At 63.2% G+C, this 19,078-nt stretch carries 17 protein-coding genes; 6 read left to right on the top strand and 11 right to left on the bottom strand.

Annotated elements, in window-relative coordinates:
- Position 1: 1 nt before the first annotated feature.
- The 5 genes from glmS to AC3CBN_RS01315 all read right to left on the bottom strand — a co-directional run bounded on the left by glmS (position 2) and on the right by AC3CBN_RS01315 (position 5,349).
- The gene (gene glmS, locus AC3CBN_RS01295) at positions 2-1,831 is read right to left on the bottom strand and encodes a glutamine--fructose-6-phosphate transaminase (isomerizing) (RefSeq protein WP_488635028.1); all 1,830 of its coding nucleotides are present in this window, start codon (positions 1,829-1,831) and stop codon (positions 2-4) included.
- Positions 1,832-1,967: 136 nt separating this feature from the next.
- Positions 1,968-3,338, bottom strand: coding sequence for a pyridoxal-phosphate dependent enzyme (locus tag AC3CBN_RS01300; RefSeq protein ID WP_488635029.1), 1,371 nt, complete (start codon positions 3,336-3,338; stop codon positions 1,968-1,970).
- 164 nt (positions 3,339-3,502) lie between these two features.
- Positions 3,503-3,730: an HP1242/YdcH family protein gene (locus AC3CBN_RS01305; RefSeq protein WP_114824176.1), complete on the bottom strand. Its 228-nt coding sequence runs from the start codon at positions 3,728-3,730 to the stop codon at positions 3,503-3,505.
- Positions 3,731-4,144: 414 nt separating this feature from the next.
- The gene (locus tag AC3CBN_RS01310) at positions 4,145-4,774 is read right to left on the bottom strand and encodes a hypothetical protein (protein ID WP_488635030.1); all 630 of its coding nucleotides are present in this window, start codon (positions 4,772-4,774) and stop codon (positions 4,145-4,147) included.
- Positions 4,771-5,349 (bottom strand): DUF4398 domain-containing protein, encoded by a 579-nt coding sequence (locus AC3CBN_RS01315; protein ID WP_488635031.1) that lies wholly within the window; start codon positions 5,347-5,349, stop codon positions 4,771-4,773. The genes AC3CBN_RS01310 and AC3CBN_RS01315 overlap by 4 nt, the downstream gene beginning before the upstream one ends.
- Positions 5,350-5,459: 110 nt before the next feature.
- On the opposite strand from AC3CBN_RS01315, the gene AC3CBN_RS01320 reads away from it, so the two are divergent.
- Positions 5,460-6,548, top strand: a complete 1,089-nt coding sequence (locus AC3CBN_RS01320) for a PilT/PilU family type 4a pilus ATPase (RefSeq protein ID WP_488636637.1) — start codon at positions 5,460-5,462, stop codon at positions 6,546-6,548.
- A 6-nt stretch (positions 6,549-6,554) separates the two neighbouring features.
- Here AC3CBN_RS01320 and AC3CBN_RS01325 read toward each other — a convergent pair whose 3' ends face one another.
- Complete coding sequence (locus tag AC3CBN_RS01325; RefSeq protein WP_488635032.1) at positions 6,555-6,935, bottom strand: hypothetical protein; 381 nt, start codon at positions 6,933-6,935, stop codon at positions 6,555-6,557.
- Between the two features lie 2 nt (positions 6,936-6,937).
- Positions 6,938-7,603 carry a maleylacetoacetate isomerase gene (gene maiA / locus AC3CBN_RS01330; RefSeq protein WP_488636638.1) on the bottom strand — a complete coding sequence of 222 codons (666 nt, stop codon included), beginning with the start codon at positions 7,601-7,603 and terminating at the stop codon, positions 6,938-6,940.
- A 136-nt stretch (positions 7,604-7,739) separates the two neighbouring features.
- Between maiA and AC3CBN_RS01335 the strand changes: the two genes are divergently transcribed.
- Together AC3CBN_RS01335 and AC3CBN_RS01340 are read left to right on the top strand one after the other, a co-directional pair.
- Entirely contained in the window at positions 7,740-8,918 is a 1,179-nt protein-coding gene (locus AC3CBN_RS01335) for a phosphoglycerate kinase (protein WP_488635033.1), read from the top strand.
- Positions 8,918-9,550: an HAD hydrolase-like protein gene (locus tag AC3CBN_RS01340; protein ID WP_488635034.1), complete on the top strand. Its 633-nt coding sequence runs from the start codon at positions 8,918-8,920 to the stop codon at positions 9,548-9,550. Before AC3CBN_RS01335 ends, AC3CBN_RS01340 begins: the two co-directional genes overlap by 1 nt.
- A 129-nt stretch (positions 9,551-9,679) precedes the next feature.
- Here the strand turns inward: AC3CBN_RS01340 and tkt are convergent, their stop codons facing one another.
- A complete protein-coding gene (tkt, locus tag AC3CBN_RS01345; RefSeq protein WP_488635035.1) occupies positions 9,680-11,689 on the bottom strand; it encodes a transketolase in 2,010 nt (669 codons plus the stop codon).
- Between the two features lie 245 nt (positions 11,690-11,934).
- Here tkt and AC3CBN_RS01350 point away from each other — a divergent pair, with 245 nt between their 5' ends.
- Together AC3CBN_RS01350 and AC3CBN_RS01355 are read left to right on the top strand one after the other, a co-directional pair.
- Positions 11,935-12,564: an outer membrane beta-barrel protein gene (locus AC3CBN_RS01350; protein ID WP_488635036.1), complete on the top strand. Its 630-nt coding sequence runs from the start codon at positions 11,935-11,937 to the stop codon at positions 12,562-12,564.
- A gap of 231 nt (positions 12,565-12,795) precedes the next feature.
- Entirely contained in the window at positions 12,796-13,401 is a 606-nt protein-coding gene (locus tag AC3CBN_RS01355; protein ID WP_488635037.1) for an outer membrane protein, read from the top strand.
- Positions 13,402-13,476: 75 nt separating this feature from the next.
- Here AC3CBN_RS01355 and AC3CBN_RS01360 read toward each other — a convergent pair whose 3' ends face one another.
- From AC3CBN_RS01360 to pyk, 3 genes are all read right to left on the bottom strand, one after another.
- A complete protein-coding gene (locus AC3CBN_RS01360) occupies positions 13,477-14,484 on the bottom strand; it encodes a class I fructose-bisphosphate aldolase (protein ID WP_488635038.1) in 1,008 nt (335 codons plus the stop codon).
- Between the two features lie 138 nt (positions 14,485-14,622).
- Positions 14,623-15,072: an energy transducer TonB gene (locus tag AC3CBN_RS01365; protein WP_488635039.1), complete on the bottom strand. Its 450-nt coding sequence runs from the start codon at positions 15,070-15,072 to the stop codon at positions 14,623-14,625.
- Between the two features lie 79 nt (positions 15,073-15,151).
- On the bottom strand, positions 15,152-16,624 hold the full coding sequence (pyk, locus tag AC3CBN_RS01370) for a pyruvate kinase (protein WP_488635040.1): 1,473 nt from the start codon (positions 16,622-16,624) through the stop codon (positions 15,152-15,154).
- Positions 16,625-17,052: 428 nt separating this feature from the next.
- On the opposite strand from pyk, the gene AC3CBN_RS01375 reads away from it, so the two are divergent.
- Positions 17,053-19,071, top strand: coding sequence for an alpha/beta hydrolase family protein (locus AC3CBN_RS01375; protein WP_488635041.1), 2,019 nt, complete (start codon positions 17,053-17,055; stop codon positions 19,069-19,071).
- The last annotated feature ends 7 nt before the right edge of the window (positions 19,072-19,078 follow it).

Below are 19,078 nucleotides of genomic sequence, written 5' to 3' on the forward strand. Positions count from 1 at the left end.
ATCATTCCACCGTCACCGATTTGGCCAAATTGCGCGGCTGGTCCACGTCGGTGCCGCGCAGCACGGCTACGTGATAGGCAAGCAGTTGCAACGGAACGGTGAACACCGCTGGTGCGATGAAATCGCCGCCGCCGTTGATGCGCAGCGTGACACCTCGCGCCGTGTTGCCTTCGAGGCTGGCCTCACCATCGGCGAAGACCAGCAGCTCGCCGCCGCGTGCGCGAACTTCCTGCAAGTTGGATTTCAGCTTGTCGAGCAGCGGGCCGCTGGGGGCCACGGCGATGACTGGCATGTCCTCATCCACCAGTGCCAGCGGGCCGTGCTTGAGTTCGCCTGCCGGATACGCTTCGGCGTGGATGTACGAGATTTCCTTGAGCTTGAGCGAGCCTTCCAGCGCCACCGGGTACTGCGCTCCGCGGCCGAGAAACAGCGCGTGCTGGCGATGGATCAGATGGCCAGCCAACTCCACTATCTGCGGCTCCAGCTTGAGTGCATCTTCGATGGCGCGCGGCAGATGCTGCAGCTGTGTGCACAGGTCCACGTAGCGCGCTTTGTCCAACCCGCGCTTATGCGCGAGATGCAGGGTGAGCAGGGCCAATGCGGCAAGCTGGGTTGTGAATGCCTTGGTGGAGGCCACGCCAATTTCCGGGCCGGCGCGCGTCATCAACTTGAGGTCGGCTTCTCGAACGACCGAAGACTCGGGCACGTTGCAGATGGCGAGCGTGCCGAGATAGCCACGGCGGCGCGATTCGCGCATCGCCGCCAGCGTGTCCGCCGTTTCGCCAGACTGGGAGATGGCGACGAACAGCGTGCCATCGGGCACCACCGCTTCGCGATAGCGATACTCGCTGGCCACTTCGACGCTCACCGGCAGGCGTGCGTATTCTTCGAGCCAATACTTGGCCACCAAGCCAGCGTGATAGCTCGTGCCACAGGCGATGATGTGCAAGCCACGCACTTTGGCGAGCAGTTCGTCACCATCCACGCCGAAGATGTTCGGCAGCACGCCGTGGGGGCCGATGCGCGCTTCCAGTGTGGCGGCCACCGCAGTCGGCTGCTCGAAGATTTCCTTTTGCATGTAATGGCGGTACTCGCCACGTTCCACGGCGTCGGCGGAGAGCTCGCTCTCGTTGACCGGGCGCTCGACGCGCTGTCCGTCGAGCGTATAAATGGCCACGCTCTCGCGGGTGATGTCGGCGACGTCATCCTCGTCGAGATAGATGATCTTGTTGGTCACCTGGATCAGCGCCTGCGCATCGGAGCCCAGGAAATGCTCACCGATGCCGACACCCACCAGCAGCGGCGCGCCATGGCGTGCACCGATCACACGGCCAGGTTCCTTGCTGCTGATGACGGCAATGGCGTAGGCGCCTTCCAGTTCACGCACGGTCGCCAGCACGGCGGCGCGCAGATCCAGGCCGGCTTCCACGTGCTCATTGATGAGCGCGGCCATCACTTCGGTATCCGTTTCCGACGTGAACACGTGGCCACGCGCCTGCAGGTCGGCGCGCAGGCTGGCGTAGTTCTCGATGATGCCGTTGTGCACCAAAGCCACGCTACCGGCCATGTGCGGATGCGCATTGGCTTCGTTCGGCACGCCATGGGTGGCCCAGCGCGTGTGTGCGATGCCCGTGCCGCCAGGGAATGGCTCAGCCAGGTACAGCGCCTCCATCTCCCGGACCTTGCCCTTGGCGCGCACACGGTGGATGTCGTCGCGGTCGATCACGGCCAGGCCAGCCGAATCGTAACCGCGGTATTCCAGTGCCTTGAGGCCGGCGATCAATAGCGGCGCCACATCACGCTGGGCGGCAGCGGCAACGATTCCACACATCAGGTGTTACTCCTTCGAAACAGGGCGACCCGACCAGCCGCAAACCGCGACTTTGTACGCACGCGATTTCAGCAAACTTTCATGGCCATTGGCGGGCAAAGCGATGGCCCATCCTGGGAGCCATGCCCGCTCTGATTCAATGCACCTTGCGACGTAGATAGTTCAGCAGATCAATTCGCGTGATCAGGCCCAGGAACTGCTCGCCGTCGACCACGATGGCCACGTGACCGCGATCGAACACGGGCAGCAGCGATTCGATCGGCGCGCGCACGTCGAGCATCTGCAGATTGGTGATCATGGCGGTGGATACGGCATCACGGAACCTGGCTTCATCCGCGTGCACGTGCATCAGCACGTCCGATTCGTCGAGGATGCCGACCAGGCGGCTGCCGTCCATGACCGGCAGCTGCGAAACGTCATACAGCTTCATGCGCGTGTACGCCGTCATCAGCAGTTCGTTCGGGCCGATCACCACGGTGTCGCGCTGGGCGAAGGGGCGCAACAGAAGGTCGCGCAAGTCGCCGCGCTGCTCGCGTTCGATGAAGCCGTTGTCGAGCATCCAGTAGTCGTTGTACATCTTCGACAGGTACTTGTTGCCCGTGTCGCACACCAGCGTCACCACGCGCTTGGGCACGGTCTGTTCGCGGCAATAACGCAGCGCCGCCGCCAGCAGCGTGCCGGTGGACGAGCCACCAAGAATGCCTTCCTTCGCCAGCAGCTCACGCGCAACCACGAAGCTTTCCTTGTCGGGAATCGCGTAGGCCTTCTTCACGCGGGTGAAGTCGCTGATGGACGGCAGGAAATCCTCGCCGATGCCTTCCACCATCCAGCTGGCCGACTTGGTCGAGAGCGTGCCCTCGTTGATGTACTGCGCCAGGATCGAGCCGACCGGGTCGGCCAGCACGAACTCGGTGTTCGGCGAATGCTCGGCAAAGAACTTGGACAGGCCGCTCAGCGTGCCCGACGAACCGCAGCCCACCACGATGGCGTCGACCTTGCCGTCGAGCTGCTCGAGGATCTCCGGGCCGGTGGTGGCGATGTGCGCCGCCGGGTTGTCCGGGTTGCCGAACTGGTTGATGAAGTACGCGCCCGGCGTTTCGCGCGCGATGCGCTCAGCCATGTCCTGGTAGTACTCCGGGTGGCCCTTGGCCACATCGGAGCGGGTGAGCACCACTTCGGCGCCCATGGCCTTGAGGTTGAAGATCTTCTCGCGGCTCATCTTGTCGGGCACCACCAGGATCAGGCGGTAGCCTTTCTGCTGCGCCACCAGCGCGAGCCCCAGGCCGGTATTGCCGGCGGTGCCTTCGACCAGCGTATCGCCCGGGCGGATTTTCCCGGCCCGCTCGGCGCCCTCGATCATCGACAGGCCGATGCGGTCCTTGACGGAGCCGCCCGGGTTGGCGCTCTCCAGCTTGAGGAACAGGTCACACGGTCCGACGTCCAGGCGCTGCGCGCGTACCATCGGGGTACGTCCGATCAGTTCAAGGACACTCTGGTGGACCGTCATGGGGACTCCTGGCTGTAGGACACGGCCGCTACATCGCGACCGTCAAGGCCGCCGATGATACCCGAGCCGCGGCACCGCCTTCCTCGTGCCAGATATGCCGCGGCCCCGGAAGCCGTTCCCTTGCGGGAGGCGCCGGGGCCGCGTTCATGCGAAACCTCGCAGATTCAGTTGATGCGGTGCGCGCGACTGTCCCACATGCGCTGGAGCCGCTCCTTAGCGTGGAGTTTCTCCTTTTTCATGCCCGATAACGTCATGTCATCAATGGGAAGCACACCGATCTCGGCGTCGTGCACCTTGCTGTCGAGCTCCTGATGGTGCTGGTAGAGCCGACGAAACTCCGCGTCGGCTTTCATCAAGGCTTCGACATCATCACGCTGCTGGTTTTCGAACATGATCCAACCTCCTCTTGAGAGAACGGCGGGCGCCTGGGAGGGGTGCCCGCAGACGATGAACCACACGCACACATCCGCGATCCATGCCGTTTGACCGGTCCATGGAGAGCGATGGAGGGGGAGGATGAGTGCATGATTCAGGTCAATGACCCAGGACGCATAAGTGCCCCCTGGGAACTTGACCCTACTCCCCGTCACAGGGTCATGCAAGCGTCATACGTTGGCCGACACCGCCACTGAATTTTTGGAAAAAAAGCTGACAAAACAGTCCTTTGCACGAATCCAACGCGACTTTCCCAGATCTTGAACGAATAGCCGCCGCGACCCGCTTTGCACGGTGCGCGCCTGAGAAAAGCAAAGGCCGGCGGAGTTATCCGGCCGGCCTTCAACGTGCCCTCGTAGCTCAAAGGCGTGCTACTTGCCCTGGTCCTTCTTGGGCGTGCTGTCGCTGGAACTGTCGCCCTGCTGCATCTGTGCGCGCATCGCCCGGGCTGCCTGGGCAGCGAGGTCGGCCTGTTTCTTGGCGGCATTAGCGACCTTGGCCTGTGCCGCGGCCAGCTTCTTGGCCTGATCGGCTTCGGCCTGGGCCTGCGCGGTAGCTTCAGCGCCCGCCGCCTGCTGACGCGCAGCCTCTTCCTGGGCCATCTGGTACTGCAGGCGCTGGCGTTCGAGCTCTCGGCGAGCCTGCTCGGCCTCTCGACGGCTGCCATCCAACTGGATCTGATCGTGCTCGCGGTCCAGCTTGTTGATCTGCTGCTGCGCGTCCTGCAACTGGGCAGTGGCGCGGGCCAGATCGACGCGACGTTCAGCCAGATACAGCGCGTGCGCACGGTCTCGGGAACGTGCCTGGGTCACCTGATTCACGGCATCATGGGCACGTGCCTGTTCGGCTTGCGCATAGCTGCCCAGTACTGGGTCGCGGGCGAGCTGGTCGAGGCTGTTGTTCAGTCGCGCCACGTCCATGTCGTCCTTGGCGGCATGGACCACGCCCACGGCAGCCAGGGCCAGGACAAGCGCCGGCAAACGAAGGGTCAAGGTTTTCATGGGTGACCTCCCTGGTCAGAAGTCGACTGGGGAACGGTCTGGGGAAGGGTTTGAAAGCCCTGCCCCTGCGGAATGGGTTCGGAAAGCGAGGAACTCGGCGGGGCCGGCATGTCGGTCGGTGCCTGCTGAGCCGGCAAGGCCGGATTCTGTCTCTGGTCCTGCTGTTGCTCGTGGGTCAGCGATTGGTCGATCTGCTCGCGCAGCTGTTGGTTGGCGCCGGTCTTGTTCTGGATCTGCGCACGTGCAGCCGCCAGACGGGCCTTGGCGCGAGCGAGCTCGGCGTCGGCACGGGCCTCATCCGCCAGCGTCGCCGCATCGTCGTACTTGCGGCTGGCCATGGCGTTTTGCGCCTGCTGGAACTTGTTCTGGGCAAAACCCAGGTCGACCGGAGCGTAAGCGGCCGCATCGGCATCGCGGGCAGCCTGCAGCTGCACCTGTGCCTGGTTCATTATCCCGTCCGGCGGCGGCGTGGATGCGCAGCCGGAAAGCGCCAGCGTCACCGCCAGCGTCAGGGTCGAAACCGCCGTACGGACGCCCTTCGGGCGCCCAGACAGCGGGAAAAAGATGTGCACCATCACTCAGTCCTCCCGGAGTGTCACAGCGTATTGTGGGCGGGCATAATCCACTTTAGCAATGCGCACGAAATTAGGGGATTCGAGTGGACATCGGTTATTTCCTCAAGCTTATGGTTGACAAGGGCGCGTCGGATATGTTCCTGACGACGGGCGCCCCTGTGAACATTAAAGTCGAGGGCAAGCTTTACCCGCTGGGCAATACCGGTCTGCCCAGCGGCATGGTCAAGAAAATCGCGTATTCGCTGATGGACGAAGGTCAGGTACCGCAGTTCGAACGCGACCTGGAATTGAATATGGCCTTGGCGGTGAAGGAAGCCGGCCGTTTCCGCATCAACGTGTTCAAGCAGCGCGGCGAAGTGGGCATGGTGATCCGCGCCATCAAGAGCGAGATTCCCAGCATCGACCAGCTGCAGCTGCCGGGCATCTTCCGCGAGCTGATCATGGAGCCGCGCGGCCTGATCCTGGTGGTGGGCGCTACCGGCTCGGGCAAGTCGACCACGCTTGCGGCGATGATCGACCATCGCAACCAGAACTCCTCGGGCCACATCCTCACCATCGAGGATCCGATCGAATACCTGCACCGCCACAAGAAGTCGATCGTGAACCAGCGCGAAGTCGGCCTGGACACGCACAGCTATCACGAGGCCCTGCGCAATGCGATGCGCGAGGCGCCGGACGTGATCATGATCGGCGAGATCCGCGACACCGACACCATGGAAGCGGCCATCGCGTTCTCCGAAACCGGCCACTTGTGCCTGGCGACGCTGCACTCCAACAACGCCGACCAGACACTGGAACGCATCCTCAACTTCTTCCCCGAATCGGCACACAAGAATGTGCTGATGAACCTCTCGCTCAACCTTCGCGCGGTGATCAGCCAGCGCCTGGTGGTGGGCAAGGACGGCCGCCGTTTGCCGGCCACCGAAGTGCTGCTCAACACGCCGCTGATCCGCGACATGATCCGCCGCGGCCAGGTTCATGACGTCAAGGAAGCCATGGACCGCAGTCTGCAGGAAGGCATGCAGACCTTCGACCAGTCGCTGTACCGCCTGTACAAGGAAGGCCGCATCGAGCTGGACGAAGCGCTCAACAAGGCCGACTCGCGCGATGGCCTGTCGTTGAAGGTGCGCTTGTCCGAAGGCGGTGGCTCGGAAAGCACCGAGCTGGCCGGCAACGATCCGTACGGGCTCGGGTTCTGACCCACCTCAAGCAGCGGGGCGTGTATCGCCCCGCGCGCCACGCACCCAGCCGATACTCAGTACCCAGCGGTTGCCTTCCTCGATGACCGTCACGCTGTGCTCCTCCACATCAGGGCGGAACAGCTTCACGCGCCTGCTTGCGTGAATGGGACGAGCACAGATGAACTCGCCACCCCGTCGGGCTGGGCGCAGGATGATGTTCAACCGGTAATGTCTGCCCTGCGCCACGCGGTCGGTGTGCGGCGGCACGGACGCCCCGGCGGGGAAACGCAGCAGGTAACAATCACACGGCAACGGCCAGCGCGTGCCGCCAAGCAACAGCTTGTCGTAACCCGTGCCCTGGCGCCCACGCTGCCAGCGCCAGAAGTTATGCCAAAGGCTCGCCATCGTTACTTTGTTGAGGGAGCGTCGGGCTGTGCTTCCGGCGCCGCCTTTTGAAACGCTTCCATCGTCTGGCATGCCTCGTAGATGCGCCAAATGGTCGGATAGTCGTCCATCAGCAGCTTCCAGCGCATCGCGTTGTAGACCTGCGGAATCAGGCAGGTATCGGCCAGGGTGGGCGCATCGCCGTGGCAGAAACGTCCGGTGGCTACGTTGCTGGAAAGCATCGCTTCCAGCGCCCGGAGTCCCTCGCTGATCCAGTGCCGGGACCACACGCCCTTCGCCGCATCATCCTCACCGAACTGCTTTACGAGGTGCTGCAGCACGCGCAGGTTGCCCAGCGGGTGCACGTCGCACCCCACGACCTGCGCCAGTGCACGCACACGGGCACGTCCTGCAGCGTCGGCAGGCAGTAACGGTGGCGCAGGCCGCGTCTCGTCCAGGTATTCGATGATGGCCATGGATTGGGTAAATACCTGGCCTTGGTCGATCAGACAGGGCACCAGCTCTTGCGGATTGAGAGCATGGAAGTCCGGTGCGTGCTGTTCGCCGCCATGATTTACCAGGTGCACGGCCCGGGACTCATAGGCTAGCCCCTTGAGGTTCAGCGCGATGCGCACCCGATAGGCCGCACTGGAACGCCAGTAGCCGTACAACACCAGATCCTGGCCCATCGCCATGTCCTCGCGTGAAATATCAGCCACCAAGGATACCTGTCATGCGGTTTGCATCGCCGGTGGGTGGGCGGGACAATACGCGATTCGCGCCTTCAAGCGCCCACCCATGAATCCAAGCAAGGGAGTTCCCCCCGTGTCCGTCACCCGCATGAGCGATCTTGATCTGCGCGGCAAGCGCGTGCTGATCCGCGAAGACCTGAACGTGCCGATCGAGAACGGTCACATCACCTCCACCCAGCGCCTGGATGCCGCCCTGCCCACCATCAAGATCGCCCGCGACGCCGGCGCCAAGGTGATGGTGCTGTCGCACCTGGGTCGTCCGAAGGAAGGTCAGTTTGACGCGGAGTCCTCGCTGGCGCCGGTGGCCAAATGGCTGGGCGACAAGCTGGGTCAGCCGGTGCGGCTGGTCGCCGATTATCTCGGCGGCGTCGAAGTCGCCGATGGCGAGGTCGTGGTGCTGGAGAATTGCCGCATGAACGTCGGCGAGGGCAAGGATGACGAAGCCCTGTCGAAGAAGTACGCCGCACTGTGCGACATCTTCGTGATGGACGCTTTCGGCACGGCGCACCGTGCGCAGGCCTCCACCCATGGCGTCATCAAGTTCGCCCCGATCGCCGCCGCCGGCCCACTGCTGTCGGGCGAACTGGATGCGCTGGGCAAGGCGCTGGTGCAACCCGCCCATCCGCTGCTGGCCATCGTTGCCGGCTCCAAGGTGTCCACCAAACTCACTCTGCTCGAAAACCTCATCGGCAAGGTCGACCAGCTGATCGTCGGTGGCGGCATTGCCAACACCTTCATCGCCGCCATGGGCCACTCGGTCGGCAATTCGCTGTACGAACCCGACTTGATTCCGGCCGCAAAAAAGGTCATCGCTGAAGCCAAGCGCCGCAACGCCGATGTGCCGCTTCCGGTGGACGTGGTGGTGGCGCCGGAATTTTCCGCGCACGCACCTGCCACGGTGAAGCCAGTGGATGAAGTGAAGGATGGCGAGATGATTCTCGACATCGGCCCCGAAACCGCGCGCCGCTATGCCGAGATGATCGCCAAGGCCGGAACCGTCGTGTGGAACGGCCCGGTAGGCGTGTTCGAATTCGACGCCTTCGGCCGCGGCACCGAAACGCTGGCCCGTGCCATCGCGGCCTCGCCGGCATTCTCCATCGCTGGCGGTGGCGACACCCTGGCGGCCGTGGACAAGTACGGCATCGCCGATGCTGTTTCGTACATCTCCACCGGTGGCGGCGCCTTCCTTGAGTTTCTCGAAGGCAAGGAACTGCCGGCCGTGGCCGCGCTCAAGGCACGTGCAGGCCGCTGATGCTCTGTCTGTTCGACCTCGATGGCACGCTGATCGATTCGGAAGTCGGCATCCTGGGCTGCGTCCGCCATGCGCTGACGCAGCTTGGTGTGGCGCACCCGGCAGAAATGCGGCATTGGATCGGCCCACCGCTGCGGCACAGCTTTGCGCCGCTGCTGGGTCACGATCACGACCGCATTGAAGAGGCGGTGGAGCACTATCACCAACGCTTCCATACCATCGGCTGGCGCGAGCACACGGTGTATCCCGGTATCGAGGCGATGATCGGTCGGCTGCAAGCCGCCGGTCACGAGCTGGCTGTAGTTACCAGCAAACCCGAACGCCATGCGCGGCCGATCATGGAGCACCTGCCGTTTGGCCAGGCCTTCAGCCGTCTATACGGCCCCGATCCGTCCAGCCCGCATAGCGAAAAAGCGGGCATGATCGCTGCCGCGCTGGCGGACTTCGGCGCCCTGCCCGAAGAGACAGCGATGATCGGCGATCGCCACTTCGACATTGATGGCGCCGTGGCCAATCGCGTGCGTGGCGTAGGTGTGCTGTGGGGGTTCGGTAGCCACGAGGAACTGGAGCGCGCCGGGGCACACGCGTTGGCGCGCGATCCCGAGCATCTGGCCGAACTACTCGCTGCGTAAACACCACATCCGTCGATTGGAACGCACAAAAAAACGCCGCGTCAAACGCGGCGTTTTTCATGGGAGGTTTGGGCGAGCACCCGTCCCTCACCCTGCCCTCTCCCCAGAAGGGAGAGGGATAAAACAGCTTCAGCCAATCACGCGCTTCACTGCGTCAACGACGTGCGCGACGGTGAAACCGAAGTGCTCGAACAGCTGCGGTGCCGGTGCCGAGGCGCCGAAGGTGGTCATGCCGACCACGTCGCCGTCGAGGCCGACGTACTTGCGCCAGAAGTCGACTGTCGCCGCTTCCACGGCCACGCGTGCGCGACACCAGTTCGGCAGGATCGCTTCGCGGTATTCCAGCGGCTGCGCGTCGAACACCTCAGTGCAAGGCATCGACACGACGCGCACCGGCACGTTTTGCTGTGCCAGCGTGCGGGCCGCTTCCATCGCCAGCTCCACTTCCGAGCCGGTAGCAATCAGGATGGCCTTGAACTTGGTGTCCTGCGGATCGGACAGCACATAAGCGCCGCGCGAAATGTCAGCCACCTGCTGCGCGGTGCGCTGCTGGTGCTTGAGGTTCTGGCGCGAGAACACCAGGCACGCCGGGTTGCCCTTGCGCTCGATGGCGACCTTCCACGACACGGCCGATTCCACCGCATCGCAGGGGCGCCACAACTGGTTGTTCGGGATGTAGCGCAGCGAGGCCAGATGCTCCACAGCCTGATGGGTCGGACCGTCTTCGCCCAGACCGATCGAGTCATGCGTATACACATGGATGGCATGCGCCGGAATCAGCGCGCTCATGCGCACCGCATTGCGCGCGTAATCGGAGAACACCAGGAAGGTGGCGTCATACGGAATGAAACCGCCATGCAGCGCCAGACCGTTGGCGATTGCGGTCATGCCGAACTCGCGCACGCCGTAGTAGACGTAGTTGCCCTTGCCGTCGGCGCTGTTGCCGTTGGCGGCATCCAGGCTGCCCTTCCACTTGGTGAGGTTGGAGCCGGCCAGGTCGGCGGAACCGCCGATCAGCTCCGGCAGCATCGGCGCGAAGGCCTCGATGCTCATCTGGGATGCCTTGCGAGATGCCACTTCAGGGCCGTCAGCCTGCATCTTGTCGACGAAGGCCTGCGACTTGGCAGCCCAGTCGGCAGGCAGTTCGCCGGCGGTGCGGCGATTGAATTCGGCCGCCAGCTCCGGGTGCGCTGCGGTGTACTTGGCCAGCGCGTCGTGCCAGACCTGCTCCCGTTCGATACCGGCCTTCTTGTGGTCCCAACCGGCATAGATGTCGGCCGGGATCTCGAACGGGCCATAACGCCAGTCAAGCGCGTCACGGGCACCAGCGACCTCGACCTTGCCAAGCGCTGCGCCGTGGCTCTCTTCCTTGCCCTGCTTGTGCGGCGCGCCAAAACCAATGATGGTTTTGGCGCATATAAGAGTGGGCTTTTCGCTCTGGCTTGTTGCAGCTTTCAACGCTGCGCTAATCGCTTCGGCATCATGGCCATCGACGCCGCGTATCACGTTCCAGCCATAGGCCTCGAAACGTTCCGGCGTGTTGTCCGTGAACCAGCCGTGCACTTCGCCGTCGATTGAGATGCCGTTGTCGTCGTACACCGCCACCAGCTTGCCCAGCTTCCAGGTACCGGCCAGCGAGGCGACTTCGTGCGAGATGCCTTCCATCAGGCAGCCGTCACCGAGGAACACATACGTGTGGTGATTGACGATCTCGTGACCCGGGCGGTTGAAGTGCGCGGCCAGCACCTTCTCGGCCAGCGCGAAGCCCACCGCATTAGCCAGGCCCTGGCCCAGCGGACCAGTGGTGGTTTCCACGCCTGGCGTTTCGCTCGCTTCCGGGTGACCGGCGGTCTTGGAATGCAGCTGACGGAAGCGCTTGAGCTGCTCCATCGGCAGGTCATAGCCGGTCAGGTGCAGCAGTGCGTACTGCAGCATCGAGCCGTGGCCATTGGAGAGCACGAAACGGTCACGGTTGAACCACTTCGGATGGGTCGGGTTGTGCTTGAGGAAATCGTTCCACAGCACCTCGGCGATGTCTGCCATACCCATGGGCATGCCCGGATGGCCGGAGTTGGCCTGCTCCACGGCGTCCATGGCGAGGGCGCGCACGGCATTGGCAAGTTCGCGGCGGGTTGTCATCGAGGGGTTCTCCGGGGCTGGCGACGGCGAAAAACGGCTATTGTCGCCGATCGGTGGCGGCCGTCGCCAGCGGGTAAGACCTTAATTTGCCCTTAATTTTTCCTCAGGGGGTATGGAAACCCTTCAGCCCGGACTGGCTCTAATCCCCCGGTGCCCAAGGAACAGGGCGCGACTGCGACAAGCCCTTCCCCCGGCCCGCGGCTTCTTTCAGGGATCGATCCAAAAAGACCAAACGGAGAGCCCCCATGAAAAAGACGCTACTTGCCTTTGCTATTGCCACCACTGGCCTGGTCGCCGTCCCGGCGTTCGCTCAAGACAATTTCGCGCCGGCAGCCAATGGCAACTTCCAGCCCAACCAACCGGTGGGCAGCGGCAACTGGTTCATCAATGGCAGCGTGGGCGAAGGCCACGTCGCTAACGGCCCCTATGACGACCACCCGACCACCTACAGCCTCAACGGCGGTTACCGCTGGAAGGTGGGCCAGGACATGGGCCTGGGCGTTGAGGCTGGCTACAACGACCAGGGCAATTACACGCTGAAGAACGTCTTCAACAGCCAGCCCGTGAACCAGACCAGCGAGCGCAATGACCTGCGCGGCTGGACCGCCGGTGTCAACGGCAAGATCAACGTGTGGCAGGGCCTGTACGTGAGCGGCCGCGCCGGCGTCTATGGCTGGAAGGGTCACGGTTACGACAACGACACGCTCAACCGTCATCACCTCAACGACACGAGCTGGTACGGCGGCGCTGGCGCTGGCTACGATTTCAACCAGCACTTCAGCCTTGGCCTGTCCTACGACTACTTCGACGCCAAGAAGAGCGGTGTCGATCTGTCCACCGATACGGCCTCGATCACCGCCGAATATCGCTTCTGACCACGGGTATCAAGGAAAGCAAACGGGCGCCCTCGGGCGCCCGTTTTGCTGTGGCAGGCCCGAAAGTGGCCGTTTTCTTAATGAAGTCTTAATTCTGTACTGATGGGTGTTGAATTCAATCCTCGGTCGCCCCACCTATCGACCAGCATCGTCGGCACGAGGTGCCCAGCCGCGAATGACCGAACCCCCGGCATCGCGAACTGGCCCAATAAGATCAAGAGGATTACCCCCATGAAAAAGACGCTTTTTGCTCTCGCCCTCGCTACTGCGGGTGTCGTGGCCGTTCCGGCCGCTTTTGCCCAGGACGCGGGCAACACGGCCCAGCAGGGTTGGTACGTCAGTGCCAATGCCGGTTACGGCCAGGTGAGCAAGGGTCCCTATGACGACGGCGACTTCGCCGGCGGCATCAAGGGCGGTTACCGTTTCGCGCTCAGCCCCGAACTGTCGCTGGGTGCCGAAGTGGGTTACCAGTATCTCGGCCGTGCCGACGCCCGTAGCCTCTATACCCAGAACTTCGCCGGCGCCAACGGCAAGTCCAAGCTGCAAGGTGCAACTGCCGGTCTGGACCTGCGCTACAACTTCAATCCGAAGTGGTACGCAGAAGTCCGTGGCGGTGCCTTCTTCGCCAAGGGCGAGGGCCTGACCAACGACAAGTTCAACCCGCAGATGGTCAGCTTCAACAGCACCAACTATTACGCTGGTGCGGGTGTGGGCTACAACATCACGCCGAAGTGGAGCGTGGGCCTGAACTACGACTACTACCAGGCCAGCGATAGCGACAAGAACATCCACTTGCCGACCAACCTGTACACCGTCAGCGCGGAATACCGCTTCTGATCTGCAGGGTCAGCGAAACAAAAACGGGCGCCGCGAGGCGCCCGTTTTCTTTTGCAACGCTGAGGAAGCGCCAGCTTACTTGGCGTTCCACTGACCCAGCGCCGCCTGGCCGTTGTCCTTGGCGCGGGCGAGGACGGTCTTCTGCGCGTCGGCGTAGTTGGCCTTCATGTCCTTGGACCACAGCTTCAGCGCGGCCTGCTGCATGGCGCGACCGTAGGAGAAGCTCAGCGGCCACGGGTGCGGACCCATGCGGTTCATCGCATTGAGGTGCGCGGTGGACTGCTCGTCGGTCTGGCCACCCGACAGGAACACGATGCCCGGCAACGTGGCCGGCACGGTCGTCTTGAGCACGCGCACGGTGGCTTCGGCCACTTCTTCGAAGTCGGCCTGCTCGTCCGCTTCCTTGCCCGGAATGACCATGCTGACCTTCAGGATGGTGCCTTCCAGCATCACGTTCTGCTCGTACAGCGCGTTGAACAGGCTGCGCAGCACGGCTTCGTGCACTTCGTAGCTGACTTCGATGCTGTGGTCGCCGTCCATGATCACTTCCGGCTCGACCATCGGCACAAGGCCGGCTTCCTGGCACAGCGCGGCGTAACGGGCCAGCGCGTGGCAGTTCGCCTCGATGGCAGTGGAGGACGGATTGTCTTCGCTGATGTTGATCACCGCGCGCCACTTGGCGAACTGGGCGCCCAGCTTCACGTACTCGGCGAGACGCTCACGCAGGCCGTCAAGGCCTTCGGTAACCACGTCGCCCGGGAAACCGGCCAGCGGCACCGGACCCTTGTCGACCTTGATGCCCGGGATGATGCCGTTCTTCTTCATCACCTGGGTGAATGGCACGCCGTCCTTGGTCGACTGGCGGATCGTTTCGTCGTACAGGATCGCGCCGGAGATGTGCTCGCTGAGGTTCGGCGCGGTGAGCAGCAGCTCACGGTAGGCGCGGCGATTGTCTTCGGTGTTCTCGATGCCGACGGCCTCGAAACGCTTCTTGACGGTGTTGGTCGACTCGTCGATGGCGATGATGCCCTTGCCGGGCGCGACCATCGCCAGGGCGATGCTTTCGAGGTCTTCGATGCTCATGAGAACTCCGGGTACTAGGCGGTGTGGGCCGCACAAGGTGGATGCCGCCCACAAGGGGGCGGCTAGGCTTAAAGCCCGGAAGTATATGGCATCTGGCCGTACGGGGTCCTCAGAGCCCCTGAACGGCCCGAGGAAGCATCAGGCCTGGTCGTAACCTGGCAGATTGCAGGCGTTGATGATGGCCTGCTTCTGGGCCGCGTCAGCCGGCAGGTTGAACGGCACGATGTAATAGGTGGACATCGGCTCGCTGGTGCGGTTGGTCAACGACGGCCCATAGCGAAAATTGCTCACCACGCTCTTGCCCACCACACCGAGGTCGCTCTGCGGCACGACCTTGCGCACGGTCACACCCTGCGGCACGCCGTCCGAGCCGATCATGTAGCTCACCGCCACGCAACCGGGCTTCTCCATGTTGTGGCCGCTGTTGGGAATGTCGGCATCGACCTTGGTATTGAGCATGATCCAGTACGACTGGATATGTTCCGGCCCGACCATGCGTGTGTTGGTCTGCGCCAGCAACGGCGCCGCACCTGTCATGGCCAGCGCCAGCAGCAGAACCTGGCCGCAGCAACGTGACATCGTGTTCATGGAAAACCTCCTGGGCCTGGGTGGGGATCGTTGACCGGATTCTAGCTGCATGCAAACACGGCCAGCGTCGACGCGACGCTTACAGATCCCGCAGGCACTCCACCACGCCCTCGGCGCCTACCGAAAGCAGCTTGAGCGTATTGGTGCCGCCGCCCTGGCCGATGTGATCGCCATGAGTCAGCACCACGCGGTCGCCCTCGGCCAGCTTGCCCTGGACGAAGAGCTGGCGCACGGCATCGCGCGCAGAACCGGCGGGGGTCTGCGACACATGGGTGAACTTCACGGCCTGCACGTCGCGGAAGATCGACATGCGACGACGCGCATCGTCGAACGGCGACAACGCATAGATCGGCACGGCGCTGCGATAGCGCGACAACCACTGCGCCGTAGCTCCCGACTCGGTCAACGCCACGATGGCGCGCACGCCAAGCTGGCTGGCCAGCAACATCGCCGCCAGCGCGATGGCCTGGTCCGTGCGATCCAGATGATGGCTCATGGTGGTGGGATCTTCCTTCGGCTCGAACTGACGCTCGGCACCGAGGCAGATGCGGCGCAGCGCCGCCACAGCCTTGTCGGGGTGAGCGCCTGCCGCCGATTCTTCGGACAACATCACGGCATCGGTGCCATCGATCACCGCGTTGGCCACGTCCATCACTTCGGCGCGTGTGGGAATTGGCGAGCGCACCATCGATTGCAACATCTGCGTGGCGGTGATCACGGCGCGATTGCGCTGTACCGACTCGCGAATGATCTTTTTCTGCAGGCCCGGCAACTCGGCGTCACCGATCTCCACGCCCAGGTCGCCGCGCGCCACCATCACCACGTCGGAGGCGTCGATGATTTCGCCGAGCACCGGAATCGCATCGGCGCGCTCGATCTTCGCCACCAGCGAGGCCTTGCCGCCCGCCTCTTCCAGCAGACGACGCGCTTCGTTCATGTCATTGGCACAGCGAACGAAAGACACGGCGAGGAAGTCGGCGCCTATCTCGGCGGCCAGCTTGATGTCCGCCCTGTCCTTGTCCGACAGCGCAGCGACGGAAAGACCGCCGCCCTGGCGATTGAGGCCCTTGCGATCGGACAGGCGACCGCCGATAAGCACGCGGCAGTGGATTTCTGCGCCGATCACGGATTCCACGGCCAGCGCGATCAGCCCGTCGTCGAGCAGCAACACGTCACCGGCTACCACGTCGTTGGGCAACTCGTAATAGCTCACGCCCACGCGCGTCGCGTCACCCATCGGAGCACCCGGGCTGCAGTCCAGCACGAAGCTGTCGCCCACACGCAGCTCCACCGGACCGTGGGCAAAGCGCTCCACGCGGATCTTGGGACCTTGCAGGTCTGCGAGCACGCCGACTTCACGTCCGAGCCTGGCGGCGATGTCGCGCACCGCAACCGCTCGTGCGCGGTGATCGTCGGGTTGGCCGTGCGAGAGGTTCAGGCGAACCACGTCCACACCTTCGACGATGATTTTCTCGAGCATGCCAGGTGCGTCGGTCGCGGGACCGAGGGTGGCAACTATCTTTGTGCGTCGCAGCGAATTGTCAGTAGTCATGCTTCAACGCTAGCAGATCTGAATCGATCTGCTAGTGGGTTGCGGCGCGCTTTCTCAAGCTGTTTCCCGAGGCCGAAGTGGACTGCACGTGGCCTGATGACCACCGGGTGCAGTGGTATGGCGCTCTATCGTCATCGTTGGGGTTGAGGACGAGAACTGGTCTACTCGCGGATTGCGAAGGTATCAAACCACTGGTGTGGTATCCACTCGCTTGCAATAAGCACCGTGCGCACCGATCCAACCCGCGACCATCGTCGTACAGATGCCCTGCCAACCCTCTTTTTGCAGCACCAGTGTCAATGCCGCAACGCATCAAAAGGCATGACTGGGAACGGCTTGATGTGCACGCGAACGCGCACGGATCGACTCGACATTTAGCTAATATCGCCGCGTGGATCGGGGGATCCATGGACAGGGGGAATTCCGACATGACACGTTTCAAGCGTACGGCTGCCGCCGTCGTGCTGGCCATGCTGTGCGCATCGCCGCTGTCCACATCGATGGGTACAGACTCGACTGCCATTGCTACACGCGACTTCATCCGGCCCAGCGATTTCCACAACGTCCAGTTGTCGCCGGACGGGCGTTATATCGCCACCCTGGCGCCTCGCCCCGGCATGCCCTACGAAAACATGGTGGTAATGATCGACACCGCGAGCGGCAAGCTGTTATCGAGCGTGCGCGCCGACAGCCGCAACGAGATCCTCCAGTATCTGTGGGTGAACGATCATCGGCTGGTGTTGGCAATGGCTATTCGCCTTGGAAGCCTCGAGCAGCCGTCGTATACCGGCGAACTGATGGCCATCGATGCCGATGGCAGCCATTATGTGTACCTGTTCGGTTGGGGTGGCGACGTTGGCGGTAGCAGCAACCATATGCAGCATGGCGCTATTGCCCGCGCTGCCTATGCGAGCCTGCTTCCGTCCGCGCCTGCTGGCGACGACCGCTACCTGCTAGTGCAAACCCGGCCGTTCACCGGCAAGCGCTCGGGCAGTGTGCCGTCGATCGAACGGCTGGACGTGGTCAACGGCGAGAGCCGGCGCATCCTCGGAGCGCCTGCGCCCGACGTATGGATGACGCTGGACCATACCGGCGAACCCCGCGCAGCGACCGGCGGCGGTTACACCCACCCGCGTCTTTGGACACGCGATGCCGGTGGGGAGTGGGTGCTGCGCAACGATGCGCAGACCTCCCATGAGGCAATCTGGCCCATCGGCTTCAACCGTGACAACAGCCTGCTGTACGTACAAGTGGCGCATCCGCAGGGGCCCGATTCCATCGAGTTGATGGACCTGCGCAGTGGTGCACGCACTCTTGTCTATCGCGGCGAATTCGCCGACCCGGGCAACCTGCTTCCTACGACGGACGGCAAGGATTTCTACGGCGTGATCACCGAGGACGGCGTGCCGGCGATGCATTTCTTTGACCCCCACAGTATCGAGGCGCAAATCATCGACGCGCTGGCGGGCAGTTTTCCCGGCCAATTGGTCCGGCTGACATCGTTCACTCGCGACGGCCACCTGGCCATCGTCCATGTGAGCAGCGATCGCAACCCCGGCGACTACTACCTGTTTGACCTTGAGAAGAAGCAGGCTCGCTATCTCTTCAGCCAGCGTCGCTGGCTATCGCCCAAGCGCATGCGGCCCATGCAGCCGATCAACGTCACCGCACGCGACGGCGTCGTCCTCCATGGCTTTCTCACTGAACCGGCTGGCAAGGGACCCTTTCCCATGGTGGTACTACCCCATGGCGGGCCGCATGGCCTGTCCGATGTCTGGGCCTTCGACGAGGAAACTCAGCTGCTCGCCAGCCACGGCTATGCGGTACTGCAGATCAACTATCGCGGATCGGGCGGTTACGGCGCGCAATTCGAACAGATGGGCTATCACCAGTGGGGGCTGTCCATGCAGGACGACATCACCGACGCAACCCGCTGGGCGGTGCGCGAAGGGCATGCCGATGCCTCGCGTGTGTGCATTTACGGCGGCAGCTACGGAGGCTACGCCGCACTGGAGGGTGCCGTCCGCGAACCTGAGCTCTATCGCTGCGCGATTGGCTACGCCGGTGTTTACGATCTGCGGATCCAGCTCGACAAGAGCGACACGCAACGCACGGACCACGGCCTGGACTATCTGCACGACGTGTTGGGCGATGATCGTGCCGATCTGCTCAAGCGCTCACCTATCGCAGGCGTCGATCGTCTCAGGGCCGATCTCTTGCTGATCCATGGCGGCATGGACGAGCGGGCTCCCTACGCGAACTTCGAGGCGTTCACCACGGCGCTCGACAAGCAAGGCAAGCACTACGAGTCGCTGACAGAGGCGCACGAGGGTCACGGCTTCTTTCTACCGGAGCACCGTCTGGCGATGTACGACAAACTGCTCGACTTCCTGGACCGAAACATCGGTCAGCCAAGCCAGGCGGACAAGACGATTGCCACGCCCTAGGAAACCA

The sequence above is a fragment of the Dyella sp. OK584 genome (assembly GCF_057787755.1).

What these genes read in the sequence shown, in the direction of transcription:
- glmS (WP_488635028.1), bottom strand. Translation starts at nt 1,831, where the DNA reads ATGTGTGGAATCGTTGCCGCTGCCGCCCAGCGTGATGTGGCGCCGCTA.
- AC3CBN_RS01300 (WP_488635029.1), bottom strand. Translation starts at nt 3,338, where the DNA reads ATGACGGTCCACCAGAGTGTCCTTGAACTGATCGGACGTACCCCGATG.
- AC3CBN_RS01305 (WP_114824176.1), bottom strand. Translation starts at nt 3,730, where the DNA reads ATGTTCGAAAACCAGCAGCGTGATGATGTCGAAGCCTTGATGAAAGCC.
- AC3CBN_RS01310 (WP_488635030.1), bottom strand. Translation starts at nt 4,774, where the DNA reads ATGAAAACCTTGACCCTTCGTTTGCCGGCGCTTGTCCTGGCCCTGGCT.
- AC3CBN_RS01315 (WP_488635031.1), bottom strand. Translation starts at nt 5,349, where the DNA reads ATGGTGCACATCTTTTTCCCGCTGTCTGGGCGCCCGAAGGGCGTCCGT.
- AC3CBN_RS01320 (WP_488636637.1), top strand. Translation starts at nt 5,460, where the DNA reads ATGGTTGACAAGGGCGCGTCGGATATGTTCCTGACGACGGGCGCCCCT.
- AC3CBN_RS01325 (WP_488635032.1), bottom strand. Translation starts at nt 6,935, where the DNA reads ATGGCGAGCCTTTGGCATAACTTCTGGCGCTGGCAGCGTGGGCGCCAG.
- maiA (WP_488636638.1), bottom strand. Translation starts at nt 7,603, where the DNA reads ATGGGCCAGGATCTGGTGTTGTACGGCTACTGGCGTTCCAGTGCGGCC.
- AC3CBN_RS01340 (WP_488635034.1), top strand. Translation starts at nt 8,918, where the DNA reads ATGCTCTGTCTGTTCGACCTCGATGGCACGCTGATCGATTCGGAAGTC.
- tkt (WP_488635035.1), bottom strand. Translation starts at nt 11,689, where the DNA reads ATGACAACCCGCCGCGAACTTGCCAATGCCGTGCGCGCCCTCGCCATG.
- AC3CBN_RS01350 (WP_488635036.1), top strand. Translation starts at nt 11,935, where the DNA reads ATGAAAAAGACGCTACTTGCCTTTGCTATTGCCACCACTGGCCTGGTC.
- AC3CBN_RS01355 (WP_488635037.1), top strand. Translation starts at nt 12,796, where the DNA reads ATGAAAAAGACGCTTTTTGCTCTCGCCCTCGCTACTGCGGGTGTCGTG.
- AC3CBN_RS01360 (WP_488635038.1), bottom strand. Translation starts at nt 14,484, where the DNA reads ATGAGCATCGAAGACCTCGAAAGCATCGCCCTGGCGATGGTCGCGCCC.
- AC3CBN_RS01365 (WP_488635039.1), bottom strand. Translation starts at nt 15,072, where the DNA reads ATGAACACGATGTCACGTTGCTGCGGCCAGGTTCTGCTGCTGGCGCTG.
- pyk (WP_488635040.1), bottom strand. Translation starts at nt 16,624, where the DNA reads ATGACTACTGACAATTCGCTGCGACGCACAAAGATAGTTGCCACCCTC.
- AC3CBN_RS01375 (WP_488635041.1), top strand. Translation starts at nt 17,053, where the DNA reads ATGACACGTTTCAAGCGTACGGCTGCCGCCGTCGTGCTGGCCATGCTG.